Below are 17311 nucleotides of genomic sequence, written 5' to 3'. Positions count from 1 at the left end.
GGCATCACCCCCACCGCCAACAAGCTCTATCAACTGGTGCGCAAGGGCAGCATGGGCACGCCGACCGAGGTGCTGGCGCAGTTCTGGACCGACCTGCGCGACAAGATGCGCGTGACCATCGACCATCCCGGCCTGCCGGACGCGCTCAAGGCGATCGCCGCCAATGCCGTGCAATCGATCTGGCAGGCCGCCAACGAGGCGGCCACCGGCGAGTTGGCCGCCTTGCGGGCCGAGGCCCGGCTCCAGGCCAGTGAAGCCGAGGCCCAGCGCGACCAAGCGCGCGCCGCGGTGGTGGTGGCCGAACAGGAGACCGCCGCCGTCCAGGCCGACTGTGACGCCGCCCAGCAGGCGCGCGCGGCGCTACAGGGCGAACTGGAGGCCGCGCGCCAGGCTCTCGCGGCTGCCCAGGCGCGTCAGGAGGAAGGCACGCGCCAGCTCGCAGCGCTCGAGCGGCAACTGCAGGAGCTGCGCACCCAATTCTCGACGGAGCTGGAGCACACCCGCGAGCAGGTCGCCGTGGCCCAGGAACGGGCCAGCGCCACCGAACGCCGCGCGCTGCGCGAGATCGACCAGGAACGCACGCTGCGCCAGAAGGGCGAGCAGGTGCTCGCGGACCTGCGCACCGAACTGGCGGCCGTACAGGCGAGGGCGCAGGACGCCGCCGTGGCCGGTGCCGAGGCGCGGGCGCGCTTGCAGGCCGAGCGCGACACGCTCGGCGAGCAACTGGCGCAGGCCCGGCAGGCGCTCGGACAAGGGCAGGCGGCACAGGACGGGCTGCGGGCCGAACTGGAAGCGGCGCTGCGGCGGGCCGAGCGTGCCCAGGCGGAGGCCGCTGCGGCGCGCCATCTGGCGCCGGCCCGGCGTCGGACGCCGGTGGCGCGCACCAAGTTCAAGCCGGGGCCGGCCTGAAGAGAAGAGGGGGCGAGGATTTGTCCACTGCGCCACGGGATAAGCCTGTGGACAAGCCGCGCGAGGACCAGCTATTCGGCGGGCCCCTCGGATCTGATTAATTTTTAAGCGATGGGTGGGCACGTGATGCCCAGTCCCCAATGCGGTGGGTGGCTTGACACCAACGAGCCGCCCGAACAATGCTGAGGCCCAACGGTCTCTAAGACGACCACGCAGGATCCTGCTCCGCAGCTTCCTCCAATCTGTGCACCGAAAATAATGTCGATCGAAATCGAGCGCGCCGAAGCGATTACCTGGATCCGCATCCAGATGGCCCAGCACGGCCTGACCCTGACCCAGTTGCAGGCCGCTGGCTGTTTTCCCGAGCCGCCACCGGCGACGTTGCCTGGCGCGGTGCGCTATCGCAACGCGCACGGGCAGGGCTGGGATGGCCGCGGCGCCATGCCGGACTGGCTGCAGCGGGCGGTCAACGCCGGGCAGAGCGTGGAGCATTTCCGCGTTTAGTGGTTGGCGAGTAGAGGCTACCACTTCGATTTCCTTCACCCGCGCCATCGGGAGCCGCTCGCTCATGGCTCATCAGCTTCACCATGCAAGCCAGTTAGCGTGGTCTCCGGACCTATGTATTATCTCTTCCGCCTATGCTCAAGCTTGCCGCAACCCTTCGTATCGAACTGCTCCACGTCAAGCCTCTGGTCTGGCGTCGCTTTGTTGTCCCGGCCGATATGCAACTCCCCAAGCTCCACAAGGTAATCCATTCTGTGATGGGCTGGGAGGACACTCACCTGCATGAATTCGACATCGACAGCGAGCGGTTCGGTGTGCAGGATAAGGACGTCTCGGATGAAGGCCTGCGGTCGGAGAAGGGCGTCCGGCTGAACAATGCACTCGGCGCGGTCACTGAATTCGAGTACCGCTATGATTTTGGCGATGACTGGCGGCACCGTGTCATTGTCGAATCAGTTGGCTACCCTGACCTGGCGCTGGCTCTGCCGGCTTGCCTGGCTGGCGAGAACGCTTGCCCTCCGGAAGACGTTGGCGGGCCACACGGTTATGCGCAATTCCTTGCAGCGCTCCGGGACAAGAACCACGAACAGCACAATGACTTCCGGTCGTGGGTTGGCGGCGTATTCGATCCAGTTGGCTTTGATGTGAATGCGGTCAATGCGAGGCTGCGGGCAATTCGGTGACGCCTGCTCACTGACGGGCAAGGGCATAGCTACCCAAGTCTCGAAAGCTTGATCGAGGGTGGGTGGGTGATCGACTGAGGATCATTTGGCCAGCGAGCCCGTCGACCGACAGGCCGAACAGGTCATGCAATGCCCGGGCCTGTCGCGGACCTGCGCACCGAACTGGCGGCCGTGCAGGCGAGGGCGCAAGACCCCGGGCTCTCAGTCCAGGCTGATTCCGTTTGCCTTGGCAATGCCTTGCCAGAGGGACAGGTCGGTACGGACGGTATTGGCAAACTGCTCCGGGCTTTTCAATGGCGGATCGACCAGGTTCAGCTGGACGAACCGGTCACGCAGTTCCGGGGCGGACAGCGTGTTCAGGATCTCCCGATGCACGGCCGCTACTATGCTGGCCGGCGTACCGCGCGGGGCGAACACGCCGTACCAGGCATCCGTATCGAAGCGATAACCTTGTTCGGTCATGGTCGGCAGGTCCGGTAGCGCCGGGCCCCTGTGCGACCCGGTGATGGCGAGGCCGCGCAGCTTTCCGGTCTTGATCAGCGGCACGGAACTGGTCGCGTCGACGAAGGCCACCTTCACCCGCCCGCCCTGCATGTCCTGGTAGATCTGGCCGATCGTCTTGTAGGGCACATGCCGGATGTCGAGTCCCTCCTGCCGCTTCAGGTACTCCATCACAAGCTGTCCGGTGGAGCCCGGACCCCAGGTGGCATAGTCGTACTTGCCGGGATTCGCCTTGACGAGGGCAACGAACTCCTTCAGGTTGTGCGCTGGAAAATCCGGAGAGGCGACCAGATGGATGCCCCCTGAGAAGATCTGCGCCACGGCCACAAAGTCGCGCGTCACATCGAAGGGCAGCTTGTGCAACAGGGCCTGGCTGATGACGGTCGAAGAGGAGCTGGCGAATAGCAAGGTGTAGCCGTCAGGCGGCGCCTTGGCCACCGCGTCGACGCCGATGACGCCGTTAGCGCCCGGCCGGTTGTCGACCACGACGGGCTGGCCCAGCGTGCGCGACAAGCGCTCGGCAAAGATGCGCGCAATGGTGTCGGGCCCGCTGCCACCGGCGCTGGGCAGGATCAGGCGAACCGGCCGTGCCGGCCACGGCTGCGCGATCGCCGGCGCGGCGCCAAGAAGGTCCAGGGCCATGCCAAGCGCGCATGCCAGGGCCAGGAAACGGCCGAGTTTCAATGTATTGCAGCAATACCGCATCATGTTTGTCTCCATCATGATGTTGTGATGGTGGGCCGAGCCAATGCACATTGCACGGCACAGGCCCGGCTGTGCACCAACCTTCAGCCCGCGGCGCGTACGGCACCGATCGACAGGCCACCATCGACAATGAGCATCTGCCCGTTGACATAGGAGGACTCGGCACTGATCAGGTAGAGCGCGGCATGTGCAACCTCCCAGCCTGTGCCCTGCCGGCCGAACGGCAGCGGGCGGCTTGCGCGCGAGGGCCTGGCGCGCGAGGCGTCGCGGCCCATCGGGGTGTCGATCAGTCCCGGTGCCAGCACATTGGCGCGCAAGCCGCTGGGCTGCCCGGCGAACGCCACGGCACGGCCGAGCGCCATCAATGCGGCTTTCGAGGTTTCGTAGGCAGGCAGCCCGCTCAGTGGCGAGATTGCTGCAGTGGAGGCGACGAACACGATGGCGCTGCCGGCGGGCATGACCGCGGCCGCCTCCTGGGCGCAGAACATCGGGGCACGCAGGTTGATGTCCTGCACACGGCCCCAGTCCTCAGGCGTCTCCGCGCCGAAGCGATTCTGGTTGCCGATGCCGACGTTGACCACCAAGCCATCGAGCCCGCCCAGCGCGGCGTTGGCTTGCGCCACCATGCGCGCGATCTGCGCGGGGTCCGCCACATCCGCCTGGACCGGCACGGCGACGCCGCCCTCGAGCCGGATGTGGTCGACCGTGTCCTGCGCGGCGGTAATGTCGATATCGGCGCATGCCACGGCCGCGCCTTCACGCGCGAACAGCAGCGACATGGCGCGGCCGTTGCCCACGGATGGCACCGGATCGACGGTGCGGCGCTGGCCCGCGCCGACCACCAGGATGCGGCGCCCGGCGAGCCGACCTTCGCGGCGCGGCAGGCCAAGCGCGGGCGCAAAGAGTTGTTGGTCCGGACGACTTTCCAGGAATTCAGTCATGACGCAGCTCCAGCTTTTCCAGCGGTGGGTTTTCGATATCGACTTCGAGGTTTTCCAGCAGGCGCGACACCAGCATGTAAAAGCCGATGGTCGCCAGCAGCTCGACCATCATCTGCGCGTCCAGCGCCGCGGCAACCTGCGCGTAGAGCGCCGCCGGCGCTTTGACGTCACGCACCACGGCATCGGTAAATGCGATGACAAGGCGCTCGGTTTCGCTGAAGTCGCCGTTGGCGTCGGGCGTCAGCACGGCATCGATCTTTTCCTCGGGCAGGCCGGCGGCGCGCCCCACGCGGCGATGCTGATGCACCTCGTAGCTGGCGCCGCTGAGCGCGCCCACCCGCAGGATGGCCAGCTCGCGTAGCGTCGCCGGCAGCACGGTCTCGGTGAGAATGGCCCGGCCGAGGCCGAGGAAGCCGAGCGCGATCTCTGGCGCATGCGGCAGCACCCGGTACAGGTTCAGGGCGGGACGTCCGCGCAGTTGCTCGCCAAGGCGGCCGGGCACGTTGTCCACATCGAAATAAGGCAATCTTGCCATGTTGCGTTGTCTCCGTTTCCTGCCTTGCGGCAGGTGATGTCGTGGTGGGAACAGGGGTAGAAGGGTTGGCCGCTTACGGCAATATGTTGCGAGCGTCCTGGCGCAAGACCAGGTTCCATACCTGCTGGCTGATCGGTTGCTCGCATTCCTCGATCAAGTGGGCGACGAGTCCCGCGCAGCGTCCGATCAGCGCCAGGCCTCGACCGAACAACGGGTCCAGCCCCATTTCGGCGAGGATCGCGCCGATCGCGCCAGCGGCGTTGAGCGGCAGGGCGCGGCGCGCGCCGTCATCGCAGGCCTCACCGAGTGCAAGCGCAAGACGGCAATACTTGCCGTGGAAGTGGTTTGCCCTGGCTGCCTCCATCAGGGCCGGCACGCGCGGGTCGCCCTGCGCGTGGATCGGATGGCCCACGCCAGGTATCGGCTTGCCGGCTGACCGGCGAGCGGCGACGATGTGCCGTGCCTGCGCCGCGATGGTGTCGCCGTCAGCATCAGCCGCCAGCGTTGCACCTTCCTGCAACAGCATCTCCGCCATGTTCTGAACGGTGCCGAGGAAGCGCTCCCCGGCGCCCAGCAATCCTGCGGCGACCGCGCCTTGCAAGGATTCCGGCGCGCCGAGCCAGGTCATGCGGGCGCTGATCGCGCTTGGCGTCAGCCCGTGATCGACCGCGGTCACCAGCAGCGTGTCAATCATCCGTGCTTCCGCCGCGCTGGGCAGGCGGCCGAGCGCGACCAGGCAGAGCGTTTGCACGAAATCCAGCCTGCCAATCACCTCGGTGGCCAGGTCGAGTCCGCGCAGCGTGATGCGATCGGGTGTGGTGTAGCCGATCTCGGTGCGTACGCCATTCATGCGCTCAGCCCCACGGTGATGCCGCCGCAGACGTGCAGCACTTGCCCGGTGACGAAGGACGCGCGTTCGTCGAGAAAGAACTCGACAGCGTGGACGATGTCTTCCGGCTTGCCTAGCCGCCTGACCGGCACGCCGTTCACAATGCGCTGCGTCAACGCATCCCGGGCCGGGTTGACTTCGCCGAACGCCGCCGTGGCGATGGGCCCCGGAGCAACGGCGTTGACGGTGATGCCGTGCGCCGCGAGTTCCAGCGCCCAGGTTCGCGTCATGGCGTTCAGGGCGCCCTTGCTGGCCGAGTACGCCGTGCGCAGTTCCTTGCCCAGCGCGGCACGGCTGGAGATATTGATGATGCGGCCGTGGCGCGCCGCACGCATGGCCGGCACCAGTGCCTGAGTGCATTGCAGCGCCGCCCGGACATTGACATCGATCTGCTTGTCGAAGTCGTCAAGACTGGTTTCCTCCAGGCTCGCCGCCCGCAGGGTCGCCACGTTGTTGACGAGGCCGGCGAAGGCAAAGCTGGCCGTGGCTTCGCCAAGCGCGGCGGCGAGTTGCGCCGGCTCGGCCATGTCGACTTCGACGAAATGCGTCACGCCGGCCTCGGGAGGTGCCACCCGATCGAAGTTCACTACCGTGTGGCCGCGCTCGCGCAGCGTCTTGCACAGGGCCCAGCCAATGCCGCCGGAGCCGCCGGTTACCAGGATATCTGTCGGTGTCATGATGAAAGAGGCTCCTTGCCTTGAGGGTTGTCGTTGGCGTAATTGCATGCACTGGCGGCGAGCAGGGTCTTCACTTCGAGCTTCGAGACCTTGCCGTTGGCCGTGAGCGGAAGGGTTTCCACAAAATGGATGCGCTTGGGTGCCTGCACCGAACCCAGGCGTTCCTTGACGAACGCCTGCAATTCGGCGGCGTTGGCGGTGACGCCGGCATGCAGTTGCACGGCCGCATGCACGGCCTCTCCCCAGCGCGGGTCGTCCATGCCGAGCACAGTGCAGCGGCACACCGCGGGATGGGCGCCGAGCGCGTTCTCCACGTCGCTTGGGTACACGTTGAAGCCGCCCGTGATAATGACGTCGCGCAACCGGTCTTTCAGGTACAGGTAGCCTTGCGCGTCCAGGTAGCCGCCGTCGCCCGTATGCAGCCAGCCATCGGCAAGTGCCTCGGCGGTCTTGCCGGGCTGGCGCCAGTAGCCGGACATGACGAGGTCGCCGCGCACCACGATCTCTCCGGTCTCGCCAGCCGGCAGCAACCTGCCATCGCGCCCCATGATGGCGAGCTCGGTCAGGCAGGTGGCACGTCCCACAGAGCCGTGGCGGGCGGGGTCGCGCATTTCGCTGGCAGGCAGGAAAGCCATGATGCCGGGGGCTTCGGTCTGCCCGAACGAGGTCTCCAGGGTGCCGAAGACTTCGATGGCCTGGGCAATTCGGTCGGCGCGCATCGGCGCCGCCGCATAGATCAGGTGCCGCAGCGCGGACCAGTCCCGGGCGCCTACGCCCGGTTCGTCCAGCAAATCGTAGATCAGCGTGGGTGGCATGAACACCGCGGTGATGCGCTCGCGCTCCAGCTGATCGAGCAGTGCGCACGGCCTCGTCGTATCCGCCAGCACTACCGTGCCGCCGCGCGCGAACACCGGCAGCAGGAAGGTAGATGTGCCGTGGGTAATGGAAGCCACGGCGAGATAGCGCTCGTCCTCGCGCAACTGCATTGCGGTGAGGATGGACACCACTGTCGTGTTCCAGGTCCGCAGCGACTGCATGACGCCCTTGGGCGCGCCGGTGGTACCTCCGGTGAACTTGATGGCCTGCGTTTCGCCAAGTTCGCGCTGCACGCGTAGCGGGACGCGGCCGCGCCAGGCAGCTAGTAGTCCGGCCAAGCTGTCCGGGCCGGATGCCTGCGGCCCGCAGGCGATCACGCGGGTGCCCTGCGTGATCGTGCCGGATTGGCTCGGGCCGTTGTCTTCCACCACCAGGATGGACGGCTCGGTGAAGTCGACGATACGGGCCCGTTCGTGGACCGAGGCGCGCGGATTCAGCGGCACCCAGCACTTGCCGGCGGCCAGCGTAGCCAGCAGCGCGAGCACATGCTGCACGCTATTGCCGGCGCAGATGCCGACGCGCGATCCGGGCGTGGAGTCCAGCGCCTGGAAGGCCGCTGCGAGCGCGAGCACCTTCTGCGTCAGCTCGCCATAGGTCAGCGATTCGCCGGACGCCTGCAAGGCGATGCGCGCCGGCGTGGCGCTGGCGGTTCTCAGCAGGTAGTCGATTGGCTGCATGTTTTCATCCGTTGCGTCTCGTTCATTTCACTCATTCCGCCCGTGCTCCCGATACCTTGACGATCCTTGCCCATTTGCTCATCTCCTCATCGACAAATCTGCTAAATTCCGCTGCGCTCATCGGCTGGCTGCCTGCGTTCCTGCCGGTGCCGAGGTCCGCGCCGCTGTCGGCGCCCATCTGCGCGTAGCGCTGGCGCAGCGCCGGGCTTGTCACGGCCTGGCCGACCGCGGCATTGAGCCGGTTCACAATCTCCGGCGCCGTGTGTGCAGGCGCGAAGATGCCGCTCCAGTTGCTAACGAGGTAGTCCGGTACGCCGGCTTCGGCAACGGTCGGCACATCCGGCAGTGCGGGCGAACGGCGCGCCGAGGTCACGGCGAGAGGGCGCACCAGGCCCTTGGCGATCAGCGGCAGCGAGGTGGGCAGGTTGTCGAACATCAACTGGACCCGCCCGCCCATCAGGTCGGTCTGCGCGGGCGAGCCACCGCGGTAGGGCACGTGCGTGAGCTGTGTGCCGGTCATATGCTCGAAGAGTTCACCGGACATATGAATGCTGCTTCCATTGCCGGACGAGCCCATCATCAACTGGCCAGGTTTGCTCCTGGCCAGCGCAATCAGTTCTTTCACATTGCGCACCGGCAAGGCAGAGTTGACGATCAGCACATTCGCGCCGGAAGAAACCAGGGCCACAGGCTGGAAGTCCTTCTTCGGGTCGTAGGGCAGGTTGGCATACAGCGTCGGGTTGATGCCATGGGTGCCGATCGTGCCCAGCAGCAAGGTATAGCCGTCCGGCGCCGCGTTGGCGACGGCGGCCGCGCCGATGTTGCCGCCAGCGCCGGCGCGGTTCTCCACCAGCACCGGCTGCCCGAGGCTTTGGGTCAGTTGCTGGCTGAGCAGCCGTCCGAAAATGTCCGCGGCGCCGCCGGGCGGGAACGGCACCACCAATCGGATTGGCCGTGAGGGATAGGCCTCGGCCCGTACCGGCCCCGCAATGTGCAGGGCGAGCGCGGCCGCGACCGCACAGATCAGTCTGTGAAGCATGGGATGTCTCCGTTGTCGTAGTTGTTGCCGGCGGCAAGCTCCGGGTGGAGCCGCGCCAGGCTTGGTGCCAGCCGCCTAGCGGGATTCAGGACGGCGCAGATGCAACGCCTGCACTTAAGCCACCGTCGACGGGAAGTTCGGCTGCGTTGATATAGGAGGCTTGCGCCGATAGCAGAAAGCGCACTGCATGCGCGACCTCCCAGGGCGTGCCTTGCCGCCCGAACGGCAAGGCGGCGGTGCGTCCAGGCCGCGCCGCGGAGGCCGCGCGGCCCATCGGCGTATCGATCAGGCCGAGCATGACCACATTGGCGCGTATGTGGTTAGGCTGCCCGGCCAGCGCGGTCGCACGACACAGGGCACCGAGCGCTGCCTTCGAGGCTTCGTATGCCGGATTCATTCCCGCGGGCAGCCTGGCCGCAACTGAAGACACGAATACGACGGCGCCGTGCATGGACATAAGCGGCAAGGCTTGCTGCACGGTCAGCATGTGCGCGCGCAGATTGACCGCCATCACCTCGTCCCAGCTGTCGGCCGTCAGTTCCGCCAGGCGCTCGCGGCGGCTAATGCCCACGTTTAGTACGAGTCCGTCGAGGCCGCCCAGCGCCGCGCGTGCAGCCTGGACCATCCCTTTGATGCCGCCGGCGCTGGCGACATCGACCGGGATGGCCACCGCGCCGCCGTCCCGCACACTGCGTACGGTGAGTTCCGCTGCCTCCGTGCTCTTGTCGGCGCAGGCGATGCTGGCGCCAGCGTGGGACAGGGTCATGCAGATGGCGCGTCCGTTGTTGACAGGATTCCCCGTATCGGCGGAAGGGAGCTGTCCGCCTCCGACAACGAGGATGCGTTGGCCGCCCAGCGATCCACACATGGCCTCGCCTGCAAGGCCGGCGCCGGCGGGCGCGGAAATGGGGCGCGAAGGACGGTCTGGCTGCATTGGATAGTTTGGTGCTGTCTCAGTTAATGTGGGGAAATGTGAAAACGATTTCCGTTTGTGATAAGTTATCAGGCAACAAATTTGGCGTCCAACTGTGGAACGTTTTCATTAGGGAAGACCATGACGCAACGGATTTCCGTCAGAGATGTGGCTGAGGCGGCGGGGGTTTCCATCGGCAGCGTGTCGCGGGTTCTGAACGGCACCGGCTATGCCAGCCAGGCGCTGAGAGCCCGGGTGCACGCGGCCGTGGAGGCACTGAACTATGAGCCCAGCTTTGCAGCCCGCCATCTGCGCACCGGGCGCAGCAAGACGGTTGGCTATCTCGTTTCGAACATCGGAAACCCGCTGCTGGCGGCGCATTTCCGCGAAGTCGAGAGGCATATGCAGGCTGCCGGGTACTCCATGCTGGTCGGCAATACGCTGGACCAGCCACAGCGCGACCGCGACCTGGTTGCGCTGTTCGAGAGCCGCCGGCTGGAGGGCATCATCGCCGCGCCGAGCTTGGAGAGCGCGGACCCCGCCAACAGCCTCTTCAGCAACTGCAGCCTGCCGGTGGTGATTCTGGATCGGGAAACGCCGCTACCAATGGATACCGTCTATCTGGATCACCGTAGCGGCATGAAGCAGGCGATGGCACATCTTGTTTCATTAGGTCACCGCCGTATCGCGTTTTTCGGGCCCGGCGAGCACATTCGTCCAGGGCGCGAAAAGCTGCTCGGCTACCGGGATGGCCTTGCGGAGGCGGGTCTGGAGTTCGACCCCGAATTAGTTTGCATGTCACGCTCGGCGATCGATTCGTCACGCACCCAAATGGCGACCATGCTCGCTCTTTCCGTGCCCCCGACCGCAATCATCGGACTAGGAACGCGCCTGCTCTCTGGCGCCGTTTATGTTGCGCGCAAGGCGGGGTTGGATATTCCCGGAGACCTTTCGGTGATCGGCATCGGTACGCCCGAGACGCTTGAGTTGATGTATCCCCCGCTAACCACTTTGCGCTTTGACATCGAGCGCGCCGCGGAGGCGGCCGCACATCTGATGCTTGACCGGTTGACCGGGGAGGGTGTGAAACAACCACGTAGCGTGAATGTGCCGCTTGAGTTGGTTCTGGGTGAGTCGTCAGCTTCGGCGGCACACGGGCGGCCCGGCGGGATCGCACATGCGCCTGAGTCGAGATAAGCGAAGTCTTCCGAGGGAGATGTCGGGAGACTATCCCGAAAAGGTTCAAGGCCTGTTCTAAGCCGGCGCCCGCGACCCGACCTGTGCCGCCGGGCATGCGGGCGCGCAATATCGATCAGGCTGCCGACATGACGCTGACGGTCTTGGTGTTCAGGTAGGCTTCGAGCGCTTCTGGCCCACCTTCCGAGCCGTAGCCGGAATCCTTCACGCCACCGAACGGCAGTTCGGCGAACGGCGCTGCCGGCTGGTTGACCCAGAGCATGCCGACTTCGAGACGGCGCGACAGCATGTGGAGCGTTGCGATCGACGTCGTGAACGCATAGCCAGCCAGGCCGAACGGCAGGCGGTTGGCTTCGGCGATTGCCTCTTCGATCTTGTCGAAGCCGCGGATAGCCGCGATCGGGCCGAACGGCTCTTCATTGAGCACGCAGGCGTTGAGCGGGACGTCGTTCAGAATGGTCGGTGCGAAGAAGTTGCCGACGTCGCCGATCCGCGTGCCACCAGTTTCCAGCTTGGCGCCCGACTTGAGCGCGTCTTCCACAAGGCTGGTCATGTCCATGACGCGGCGCGGATTGGCCAGCGGGCCCAACGTAGTGCCTTCGGAAAGGCCGTCGCCGACCTTCAGGCTTTCGGCGTGGGCGGCGATGCGCTTGGCGAATTCGGCGCGAACGCTGTTGTGGACCAGGAACCGTGTCGGCGAGATGCAAACTTGGCCGGCGTTGCGGAACTTGGCACCGCCGGCGGCCTTGACCGCAAGTTCCAGGTCGGCGTCCTCGGCGACGATCACCGGGGCGTGACCGCCCAGTTCCATCGTCACGCGCTTCATGTGCCGGCCGGCCATGGCCGCCAGTATCTTGCCGACCGGGGTCGAACCCGTGAACGTGACCTTGCGGATGACCGGATGCGGGATCAGGTAGCTGGAGATCTCGGCGGAGTCACCGAACACCAGGCCCACCACGCCCGCCGGCACGCCGGCGTCGACGAACGCGCGCATCAGCGCGGCCGGCGATGCCGGGGTTTCCTTGGGCGCCTTCACGATGATCGAGCAGCCCGTGGCAAGCGCGGCCGACACCTTGCGGACGGCCTGGTTGATCGGGAAGTTCCAGGGCGTGAACGCCGCGACCGGGCCGACCGGTTCTTTGATCACCAGTTGCTGCGCGGCGATATTGCGCGACGGGACGATGCGGCCGTAGACGCGGCGGCCTTCGTCGGCGAACCATTCGATGACGTCGGCGGCGGCCAGCGTCTCAACCTTCGCCTCGGCCAGCGGCTTGCCCTGTTCCTGGGTCATCCAGGGGGCGATCGTATCGGCACGCTCGCGGATCAGCGCGGCGGCGCGGCGCATGATCTGGGCCCGTTCGTTGGCAGGCACGTCGCGCCAGCCCTCGAAACCCTTCTGTGCGGCCTCAAGCGCGCGATCGAGATCGGCGGTGGAGGCCTTCGCCACGTTCCCGATGACGAGGCCGGTGGCCGGGTTCACCACGTCCATGGTCTCGCCGTTCTGCGCGTCGGCCCACTCACCACCAATCAACAACTGAGTATTCGGATATGTCATTTACGCCAACTCCTCTTTCCTGGTTGCATCTTCCAGCGCCTTGGCGCACTGCGCGAAGCCTTCAGCTGACACCCCTCTGCACACCCGGCGATGCACTTGCGAGTCCCGTTTTCGCGACTGAACGCTACGTGGTGCCCCGGAACGTCGCGCGCCGCATCCCCATTCGAGGCCTGGCGCCAAGATCCGTTGTGGATTGTCATTCTGATAGATCACCTGCCTCATTTGACGACGGTCTGCCAGTGAGCAACCTTGGCAAGCGCGGCCTGCGCCGCTGCCTCGATCTCCGTAACGATCTCTGCGACAGACTTCACATCATGTATGAGTTCAACTGTGGCGCCGGCATAGAGTGGGCTAGCTTCCCATTCTCCCTCCATGGCGTCCCAAGGCGCCGCGACGTTATAGCGATAGAGTGGCTTTCCATTCGGAAAGCGCGATATAGGCTCGCCTTCCCCAGGTCGTTGACCGGCGGGTGGGCAACCGGCCGCTTCCCATTTAGAGAATGTGGAGTTGCGAATTACCCAATGGGGACATTCCTGCCCAACCGGATCAAAGAGCTCGGTCTCGACAAGATCCCGCGCGCGAGCTGAAACAACGCGTTCCTTGTAACCGCTGTGATTGGCCGATTCCTTGCTCGCAACAAAGCGCGTTCCCATCCAAACGCCACAAGCACCAAGAGCCATCGCAGCGAGCAGGCCCCTGCCGTCTGCAATACCGCCCGCAGCTACCACGGGGACCCCATTCGCGGCGTCAACAATGGAGGGGAGGAGCGTCATCGTAGGTGCGCTTCCTACGAAATGACCGCCAGCCTCCCTTCCTTGAGAAACGATAAAGTCGACGCCCAACTCCTTTGCCCGCGCCGCATCTTCTGCGTCACCCACTGTCCAGAAAACAAGCCCGCCCGCATCCTTGATGGCACGAACATAGGGCTCGATATCTCCTTGCCATAGAGAGAAGACGCGCACGCCGGCATCCAATGCTGCAGCGAGCCGCTTCCGTTGATCAACGACCAAGGTGAGATTGGCACCAAACCGGCCGTTCGTGACCCGGTTTATCGCTGCAAGCTCGTCGCTTACAGTCTCTTCCGCCATATGCGCCAGCGCAGTAAACCCGAAGCTGCCGCTATTGGCCATCGCTCCGAGAAATTCCGCGTTTGTACCTCGTCCGAGAGGGGCCGCCAAGATCGGAACGCGCAAATCAAGCGCTCTGGTCAACGCTGTTTCGAAAGGCATATCAGTATTCCTCCACGCTCAGATTGAGCATCTATCAGGTCTATGGGTCTGGCTCAGCTTTTCGCGAGCGCCAATTCCACTGGGGCTACAAAGATCCTGCCGTCTGCCTCTGTGACCTCGTAGGTTTCAATATCTCCGTCTGCCGGCGGCGACAACGCCTTCCCGGTTATGACGTCGAATTGCGCACCATGAAGCGGACACTCGACTACAGAGCCCTCGAGGTATCCGTCCGAGAGATAGGCCAAAGCGTGCGAACAGATATCGCTGGTCGCGTAGACCTTGCCGTCCACGTTGGCGAGCAGAACCCGCGTGGCTCCCATAAAGACACATTTCATGTCGCCCGACTTTAATTCGGCAACGCTGCAAACATCATGACCTTTGGGCATGTTTCACCTCCGTTTCACTTGGTTTTTCCTGACGCGTTTCTTGTCAATCAGACGGTTTGGATCAACATGGCGGCCCGTCTGCATTGGGTCCAAGATAAACGCTTTTTCCGAGGGAATAACTCCCCGAAAACGGGATAGACTTTCAGGTGACATGAAAAAATCATGTACCTGGTTGGAGGGCATTTCCCCCTGTGGGCGGACTGGTTGCCGCCATATCCGACGCACAGCGGCGCGGCGCCGATCGCGAGAGACGCGCAATTGAGATTTGCGGGAAGAAATGTGGCTGAATCCAGGGCAGGAACAGCCGCGGAAGTGAAAGCGATGTGCTTGATGCGATACGACAGCCACATTGACAAACGCTGGCTTGGCGCTCCATCATGAGTGACTGTCAACTGTGACGCGATGGTCGGTGGAACGCATGGATCGGATGGCCAGTCTTACCGCCTTTGTCCGCGTTGTCGAAAGCGGCAGCTTCACCATGGCAGCGCGGCGCCTCGACCTTTCGACAACGACAATCAGCAACCAGGTACAGGCGCTGGAAGACAGCCTCGGTGTGCGCCTGTTGAACCGCACCACGCGGCATGTCAGCCTGACGGAGATTGGCCGCGAATATTACGAACGCTGCTCGAGGATCCTGCTGGATCTGGCGGAAGCGGACGAAAATACCAGCGCGTTGCAGGCGACTCCGCGCGGTCGTCTCCGCCTGCGTTGCCACCACTCGTTGGACCGCTTTATTGCACCTGTCGCCACCCACTTCTCGGCCAAGTACCCGGAAGTCTCGCTGGATTTCGAGACCGACGCGACGATCGACCCCGTGCGGGATGGGTTCGACCTATCGATCATGCCTGTATCGCCTCCTGATTCGACCCTGATCAGACGGACCTTGGCGAAATGGCACTACCAGTTGTACTGTGCGCCGGCTTATCTCGACACGCACTCCACACCGCACACGCCAGCAGACCTGGCCGGCCACAACTGCCTGCTTTACGCCTATTCGCTCTTCCGCAACGAGTTTCGTTTCATCGATGCTGCCGGCAATACAACGACCACTCGCGTGTCGGGCAACATGGTCACCGCCAGCATTACCGTCATGCGCTCGGCTGCAACTGCCGGACTCGGATTGTGGCTGTGCCCCCCGTTTATTGTTTCTGATCTTCTCGCTTCTGGCGCGCTGGTGCCGCTGCTGCCCGACTACCGGACAGAGGAGTTGGAGATCGTCGCGCTCTACCCCCATCGGCGACACTTAAGCACCAAGGTCCGGCTGCTCCTCGACATGCTGATCGAGCGGTTTGCCGACGAGCAGCGCTGGCTTGCCGCCATGCCTGATCGGTAGGACTGGAGTCGTAATCCGCCAGGCCTCTCAGTGCCCTGCGGAAGGTGGCCCAACTAGCGTCTCGATGCCAGGACACCGCCGCTCACCACCGGGCATGCGCTGCGGCATTTCATTTCCGGTATTTGGCAAGAACGGCGGGGGGAGAGCCGCCGCGATGGCGGATCATTCAAGACGTCTTGAGCCGCCTTTGCGGCTAGGCAGTGGGATCGGTCCGGACCTCGATCTCGGATGCAGCCAGCTGAGCCATGATCTCCGCTCCGCGGTTCGCGATCGGCATGCCACCGTATAAGTAGGCGAGATTGACGACCGCTTGCAGCTCTTCCCAGGTCGCACCGGCACGGCGCGCCGCGCGAGCGTGCAACGTGGCTGCATCGAGTAGTTTGACAAGGAGGATGCCGAATGCCATGAGCTGGGCGGTCTTCGTATCGAAACATGTCGGATACATAGCGCGGCGGCGCACGTCCTCTTGCATACCAAGCAGTATCGGATCGAGCGCGCCCGTCACGGCAAGTCGGGCGGCGATGCGCGGCGGCACGAAACCGACCAGGTCCTTGTATTCCTGTTCGCGATCAGCGAGAGGCGTTAGCGTATCGGCGTACGAGCCGATCTTGCTTCTGACCGCATTCATGTCGAAGTTGGCGTGTGTCATCAATGGCATCCTTTTCTTTCGAGCTGTGATGTCGTGAGCTTGCCGATGATCGAGCCAGCACCTCGACATCGTGAGGTAGAACGTGGCGCTTTATGTCAGGGTAGAAGCACCAAGGAGCCCGTTGTCTTGCGGGACTCCAGGGTGCGATGCGCTTGCGCTGCGTCCTTGAGCGGAAAGCGCTGGCCGATGTACACCTTCACTACCCCCGACTGCACGACGTCGAACACGTCCTGGGCAACCTTGTCGACCTGCGCACGGGTCTCCAGGTAGGCATTGAGGGTAGGGCGAGTCAGGAATAGCGAGCCCTTTTTATTCAGGATGCTGATGTCAAACGGCGGCACCGCGCCGGACGCCTGGCCGAATGACACCATGAGGCCGCGTGGCTTAAGGCAGTCGAGTGATCTCATAAAGGTGTCCTTGCCGATCGAGTCATAGACGACCGGGACGCCGACACCGCCTGTGATCTCCTTCACTGCTTTGACAAAGTCATCCTTGCCGTGGATCAGCGGATAGTCGCAGCCGTGGGCCTTCACAAGCTTCGCCTTTTCCTCGGTTGACACTGTGCCGATGACGGTCGCGCCGAGATGCTTGGCCCACTGGCAGAGCACGAGGCCGACGCCGCCCGCGGCGGCATGCACGAGAATCGTGTCACCCTTGCCGACCGGGTAGATCTGGCGACACAGGAACTGGGCGGTCATGCCCTTCTGCATCATTGCGGCACCGAGCTCGTCGCTAATCCCGTCGGGAAGTTTGATGAGGCGATCGGCAGGCATGAGCCGGACTTCGGCATAGCTGCCTTGCGTACCGCCATAAACAACGCGGTCGCCCGGTTTCAGCGAAGTCACGTCAGGCGCGACTGCCTCCACCACGCCGGCGGCTTCGCGCCCCGGGATCAAGGGCAACGGCAGCTCGTAGAGGCCGGTACGGTAGTAGGTGTCGATGAAATTGACGCCGACGGCCGTCTGGCGAAGGCGTACTTCTCCCGGACCAGGATCTCCGATGGAGATCTCGTCCCAAGTGAGAGTCTCGGGTCCGCCGGTCTCGTGAATGCGAATGGCGTAGGGCATCAGTCGTCTCCTTCAGTTGGTTAAGCATTGCAGGTTTAGTCGTGCC

General features: G+C 64.3%; 18 protein-coding genes. 5 read left to right on the top strand and 13 right to left on the bottom strand.

Features of this window, described 5'->3' with window-relative positions:
• The 3 genes from AC1DKV_RS33940 to AC1DKV_RS33930 all read left to right on the top strand — a co-directional run.
• The coding region (locus tag AC1DKV_RS33940; protein ID WP_477139068.1) for a DNA-binding protein at positions 1-909 on the top strand (909 nt) is incomplete at its 5' end.
• 258 nt (positions 910-1167) lie between these two features.
• Positions 1168-1413 (top strand): H-NS histone family protein, encoded by a 246-nt coding sequence (locus AC1DKV_RS33935; RefSeq protein WP_441621745.1) that lies wholly within the window; start codon positions 1168-1170, stop codon positions 1411-1413.
• A 134-nt stretch (positions 1414-1547) separates the two neighbouring features.
• Positions 1548-2096: a plasmid pRiA4b ORF-3 family protein gene (locus tag AC1DKV_RS33930; RefSeq protein ID WP_441621747.1), complete on the top strand. Its 549-nt coding sequence runs from the start codon at positions 1548-1550 to the stop codon at positions 2094-2096.
• 201 nt (positions 2097-2297) lie between these two features.
• On the opposite strand, the gene AC1DKV_RS33925 is transcribed toward AC1DKV_RS33930, so the two are convergent.
• The 8 genes from AC1DKV_RS33925 to AC1DKV_RS33890 all read right to left on the bottom strand — a co-directional run bounded on the left by AC1DKV_RS33925 (position 2298) and on the right by AC1DKV_RS33890 (position 9702).
• Positions 2298-3320 (bottom strand): Bug family tripartite tricarboxylate transporter substrate binding protein, encoded by a 1023-nt coding sequence (locus AC1DKV_RS33925; protein WP_441621749.1) that lies wholly within the window; start codon positions 3318-3320, stop codon positions 2298-2300.
• 65 nt (positions 3321-3385) lie between these two features.
• The gene (locus AC1DKV_RS33920; RefSeq protein WP_441621751.1) at positions 3386-4243 is read right to left on the bottom strand and encodes an SDR family NAD(P)-dependent oxidoreductase; all 858 of its coding nucleotides are present in this window, start codon (positions 4241-4243) and stop codon (positions 3386-3388) included.
• The gene (locus tag AC1DKV_RS33915) at positions 4236-4778 is read right to left on the bottom strand and encodes a carboxymuconolactone decarboxylase family protein (RefSeq protein WP_441621753.1); all 543 of its coding nucleotides are present in this window, start codon (positions 4776-4778) and stop codon (positions 4236-4238) included. Before AC1DKV_RS33915 ends, AC1DKV_RS33920 begins: the two co-directional genes overlap by 8 nt.
• 73 nt (positions 4779-4851) lie before the next feature.
• Complete coding sequence (locus AC1DKV_RS33910; protein ID WP_441621755.1) at positions 4852-5628, bottom strand: citryl-CoA lyase; 777 nt, start codon at positions 5626-5628, stop codon at positions 4852-4854.
• A complete protein-coding gene (locus tag AC1DKV_RS33905) occupies positions 5625-6344 on the bottom strand; it encodes an SDR family oxidoreductase (protein WP_441621756.1) in 720 nt (239 codons plus the stop codon). The genes AC1DKV_RS33910 and AC1DKV_RS33905 overlap by 4 nt, the downstream gene beginning before the upstream one ends.
• A complete protein-coding gene (locus tag AC1DKV_RS33900; RefSeq protein ID WP_441621758.1) occupies positions 6341-7897 on the bottom strand; it encodes a class I adenylate-forming enzyme family protein in 1557 nt (518 codons plus the stop codon). Before AC1DKV_RS33900 ends, AC1DKV_RS33905 begins: the two co-directional genes overlap by 4 nt.
• Positions 7898-7928: 31 nt before the next feature.
• Entirely contained in the window at positions 7929-8936 is a 1008-nt protein-coding gene (locus tag AC1DKV_RS33895) for a Bug family tripartite tricarboxylate transporter substrate binding protein (RefSeq protein WP_441621760.1), read from the bottom strand.
• 85 nt (positions 8937-9021) lie between these two features.
• Entirely contained in the window at positions 9022-9702 is a 681-nt protein-coding gene (locus tag AC1DKV_RS33890) for an SDR family NAD(P)-dependent oxidoreductase (protein ID WP_441621762.1), read from the bottom strand.
• A 288-nt stretch (positions 9703-9990) separates the two neighbouring features.
• On the opposite strand from AC1DKV_RS33890, the gene AC1DKV_RS33885 reads away from it, so the two are divergent.
• Entirely contained in the window at positions 9991-11046 is a 1056-nt protein-coding gene (locus tag AC1DKV_RS33885; protein ID WP_441621764.1) for a LacI family DNA-binding transcriptional regulator, read from the top strand.
• Between the two features lie 115 nt (positions 11047-11161).
• Here the strand turns inward: AC1DKV_RS33885 and AC1DKV_RS33880 are convergent, their stop codons facing one another.
• The 3 genes from AC1DKV_RS33880 to AC1DKV_RS33870 all read right to left on the bottom strand — a co-directional run bounded on the left by AC1DKV_RS33880 (position 11162) and on the right by AC1DKV_RS33870 (position 14216).
• Positions 11162-12601, bottom strand: a complete 1440-nt coding sequence (locus AC1DKV_RS33880) for an NAD-dependent succinate-semialdehyde dehydrogenase (RefSeq protein WP_441621766.1) — start codon at positions 12599-12601, stop codon at positions 11162-11164.
• Positions 12602-12819: 218 nt separating this feature from the next.
• The gene (locus AC1DKV_RS33875) at positions 12820-13830 is read right to left on the bottom strand and encodes an NAD(P)H-dependent flavin oxidoreductase (RefSeq protein ID WP_441621768.1); all 1011 of its coding nucleotides are present in this window, start codon (positions 13828-13830) and stop codon (positions 12820-12822) included.
• A gap of 53 nt (positions 13831-13883) precedes the next feature.
• On the bottom strand, positions 13884-14216 hold the full coding sequence (locus AC1DKV_RS33870) for a non-heme iron oxygenase ferredoxin subunit (RefSeq protein WP_441621770.1): 333 nt from the start codon (positions 14214-14216) through the stop codon (positions 13884-13886).
• Positions 14217-14634: 418 nt separating this feature from the next.
• Here AC1DKV_RS33870 and AC1DKV_RS33865 point away from each other — a divergent pair, with 418 nt between their 5' ends.
• Entirely contained in the window at positions 14635-15549 is a 915-nt protein-coding gene (locus tag AC1DKV_RS33865; RefSeq protein WP_441621832.1) for a LysR family transcriptional regulator, read from the top strand.
• 193 nt (positions 15550-15742) lie between these two features.
• Here AC1DKV_RS33865 and AC1DKV_RS33860 read toward each other — a convergent pair whose 3' ends face one another.
• Both AC1DKV_RS33860 and AC1DKV_RS33855 read right to left on the bottom strand, forming a co-directional pair.
• A complete protein-coding gene (locus AC1DKV_RS33860) occupies positions 15743-16198 on the bottom strand; it encodes a carboxymuconolactone decarboxylase family protein (protein WP_441621772.1) in 456 nt (151 codons plus the stop codon).
• Between the two features lie 95 nt (positions 16199-16293).
• A complete protein-coding gene (locus AC1DKV_RS33855) occupies positions 16294-17265 on the bottom strand; it encodes a quinone oxidoreductase family protein (protein ID WP_441621774.1) in 972 nt (323 codons plus the stop codon).
• Between the last annotated feature and the right edge of the window lie 46 nt (positions 17266-17311).

Source organism: Cupriavidus sp. 05T41, assembly GCF_056396525.1.
This window is presented reverse-complemented; position numbering and strand designations above follow the sequence as displayed.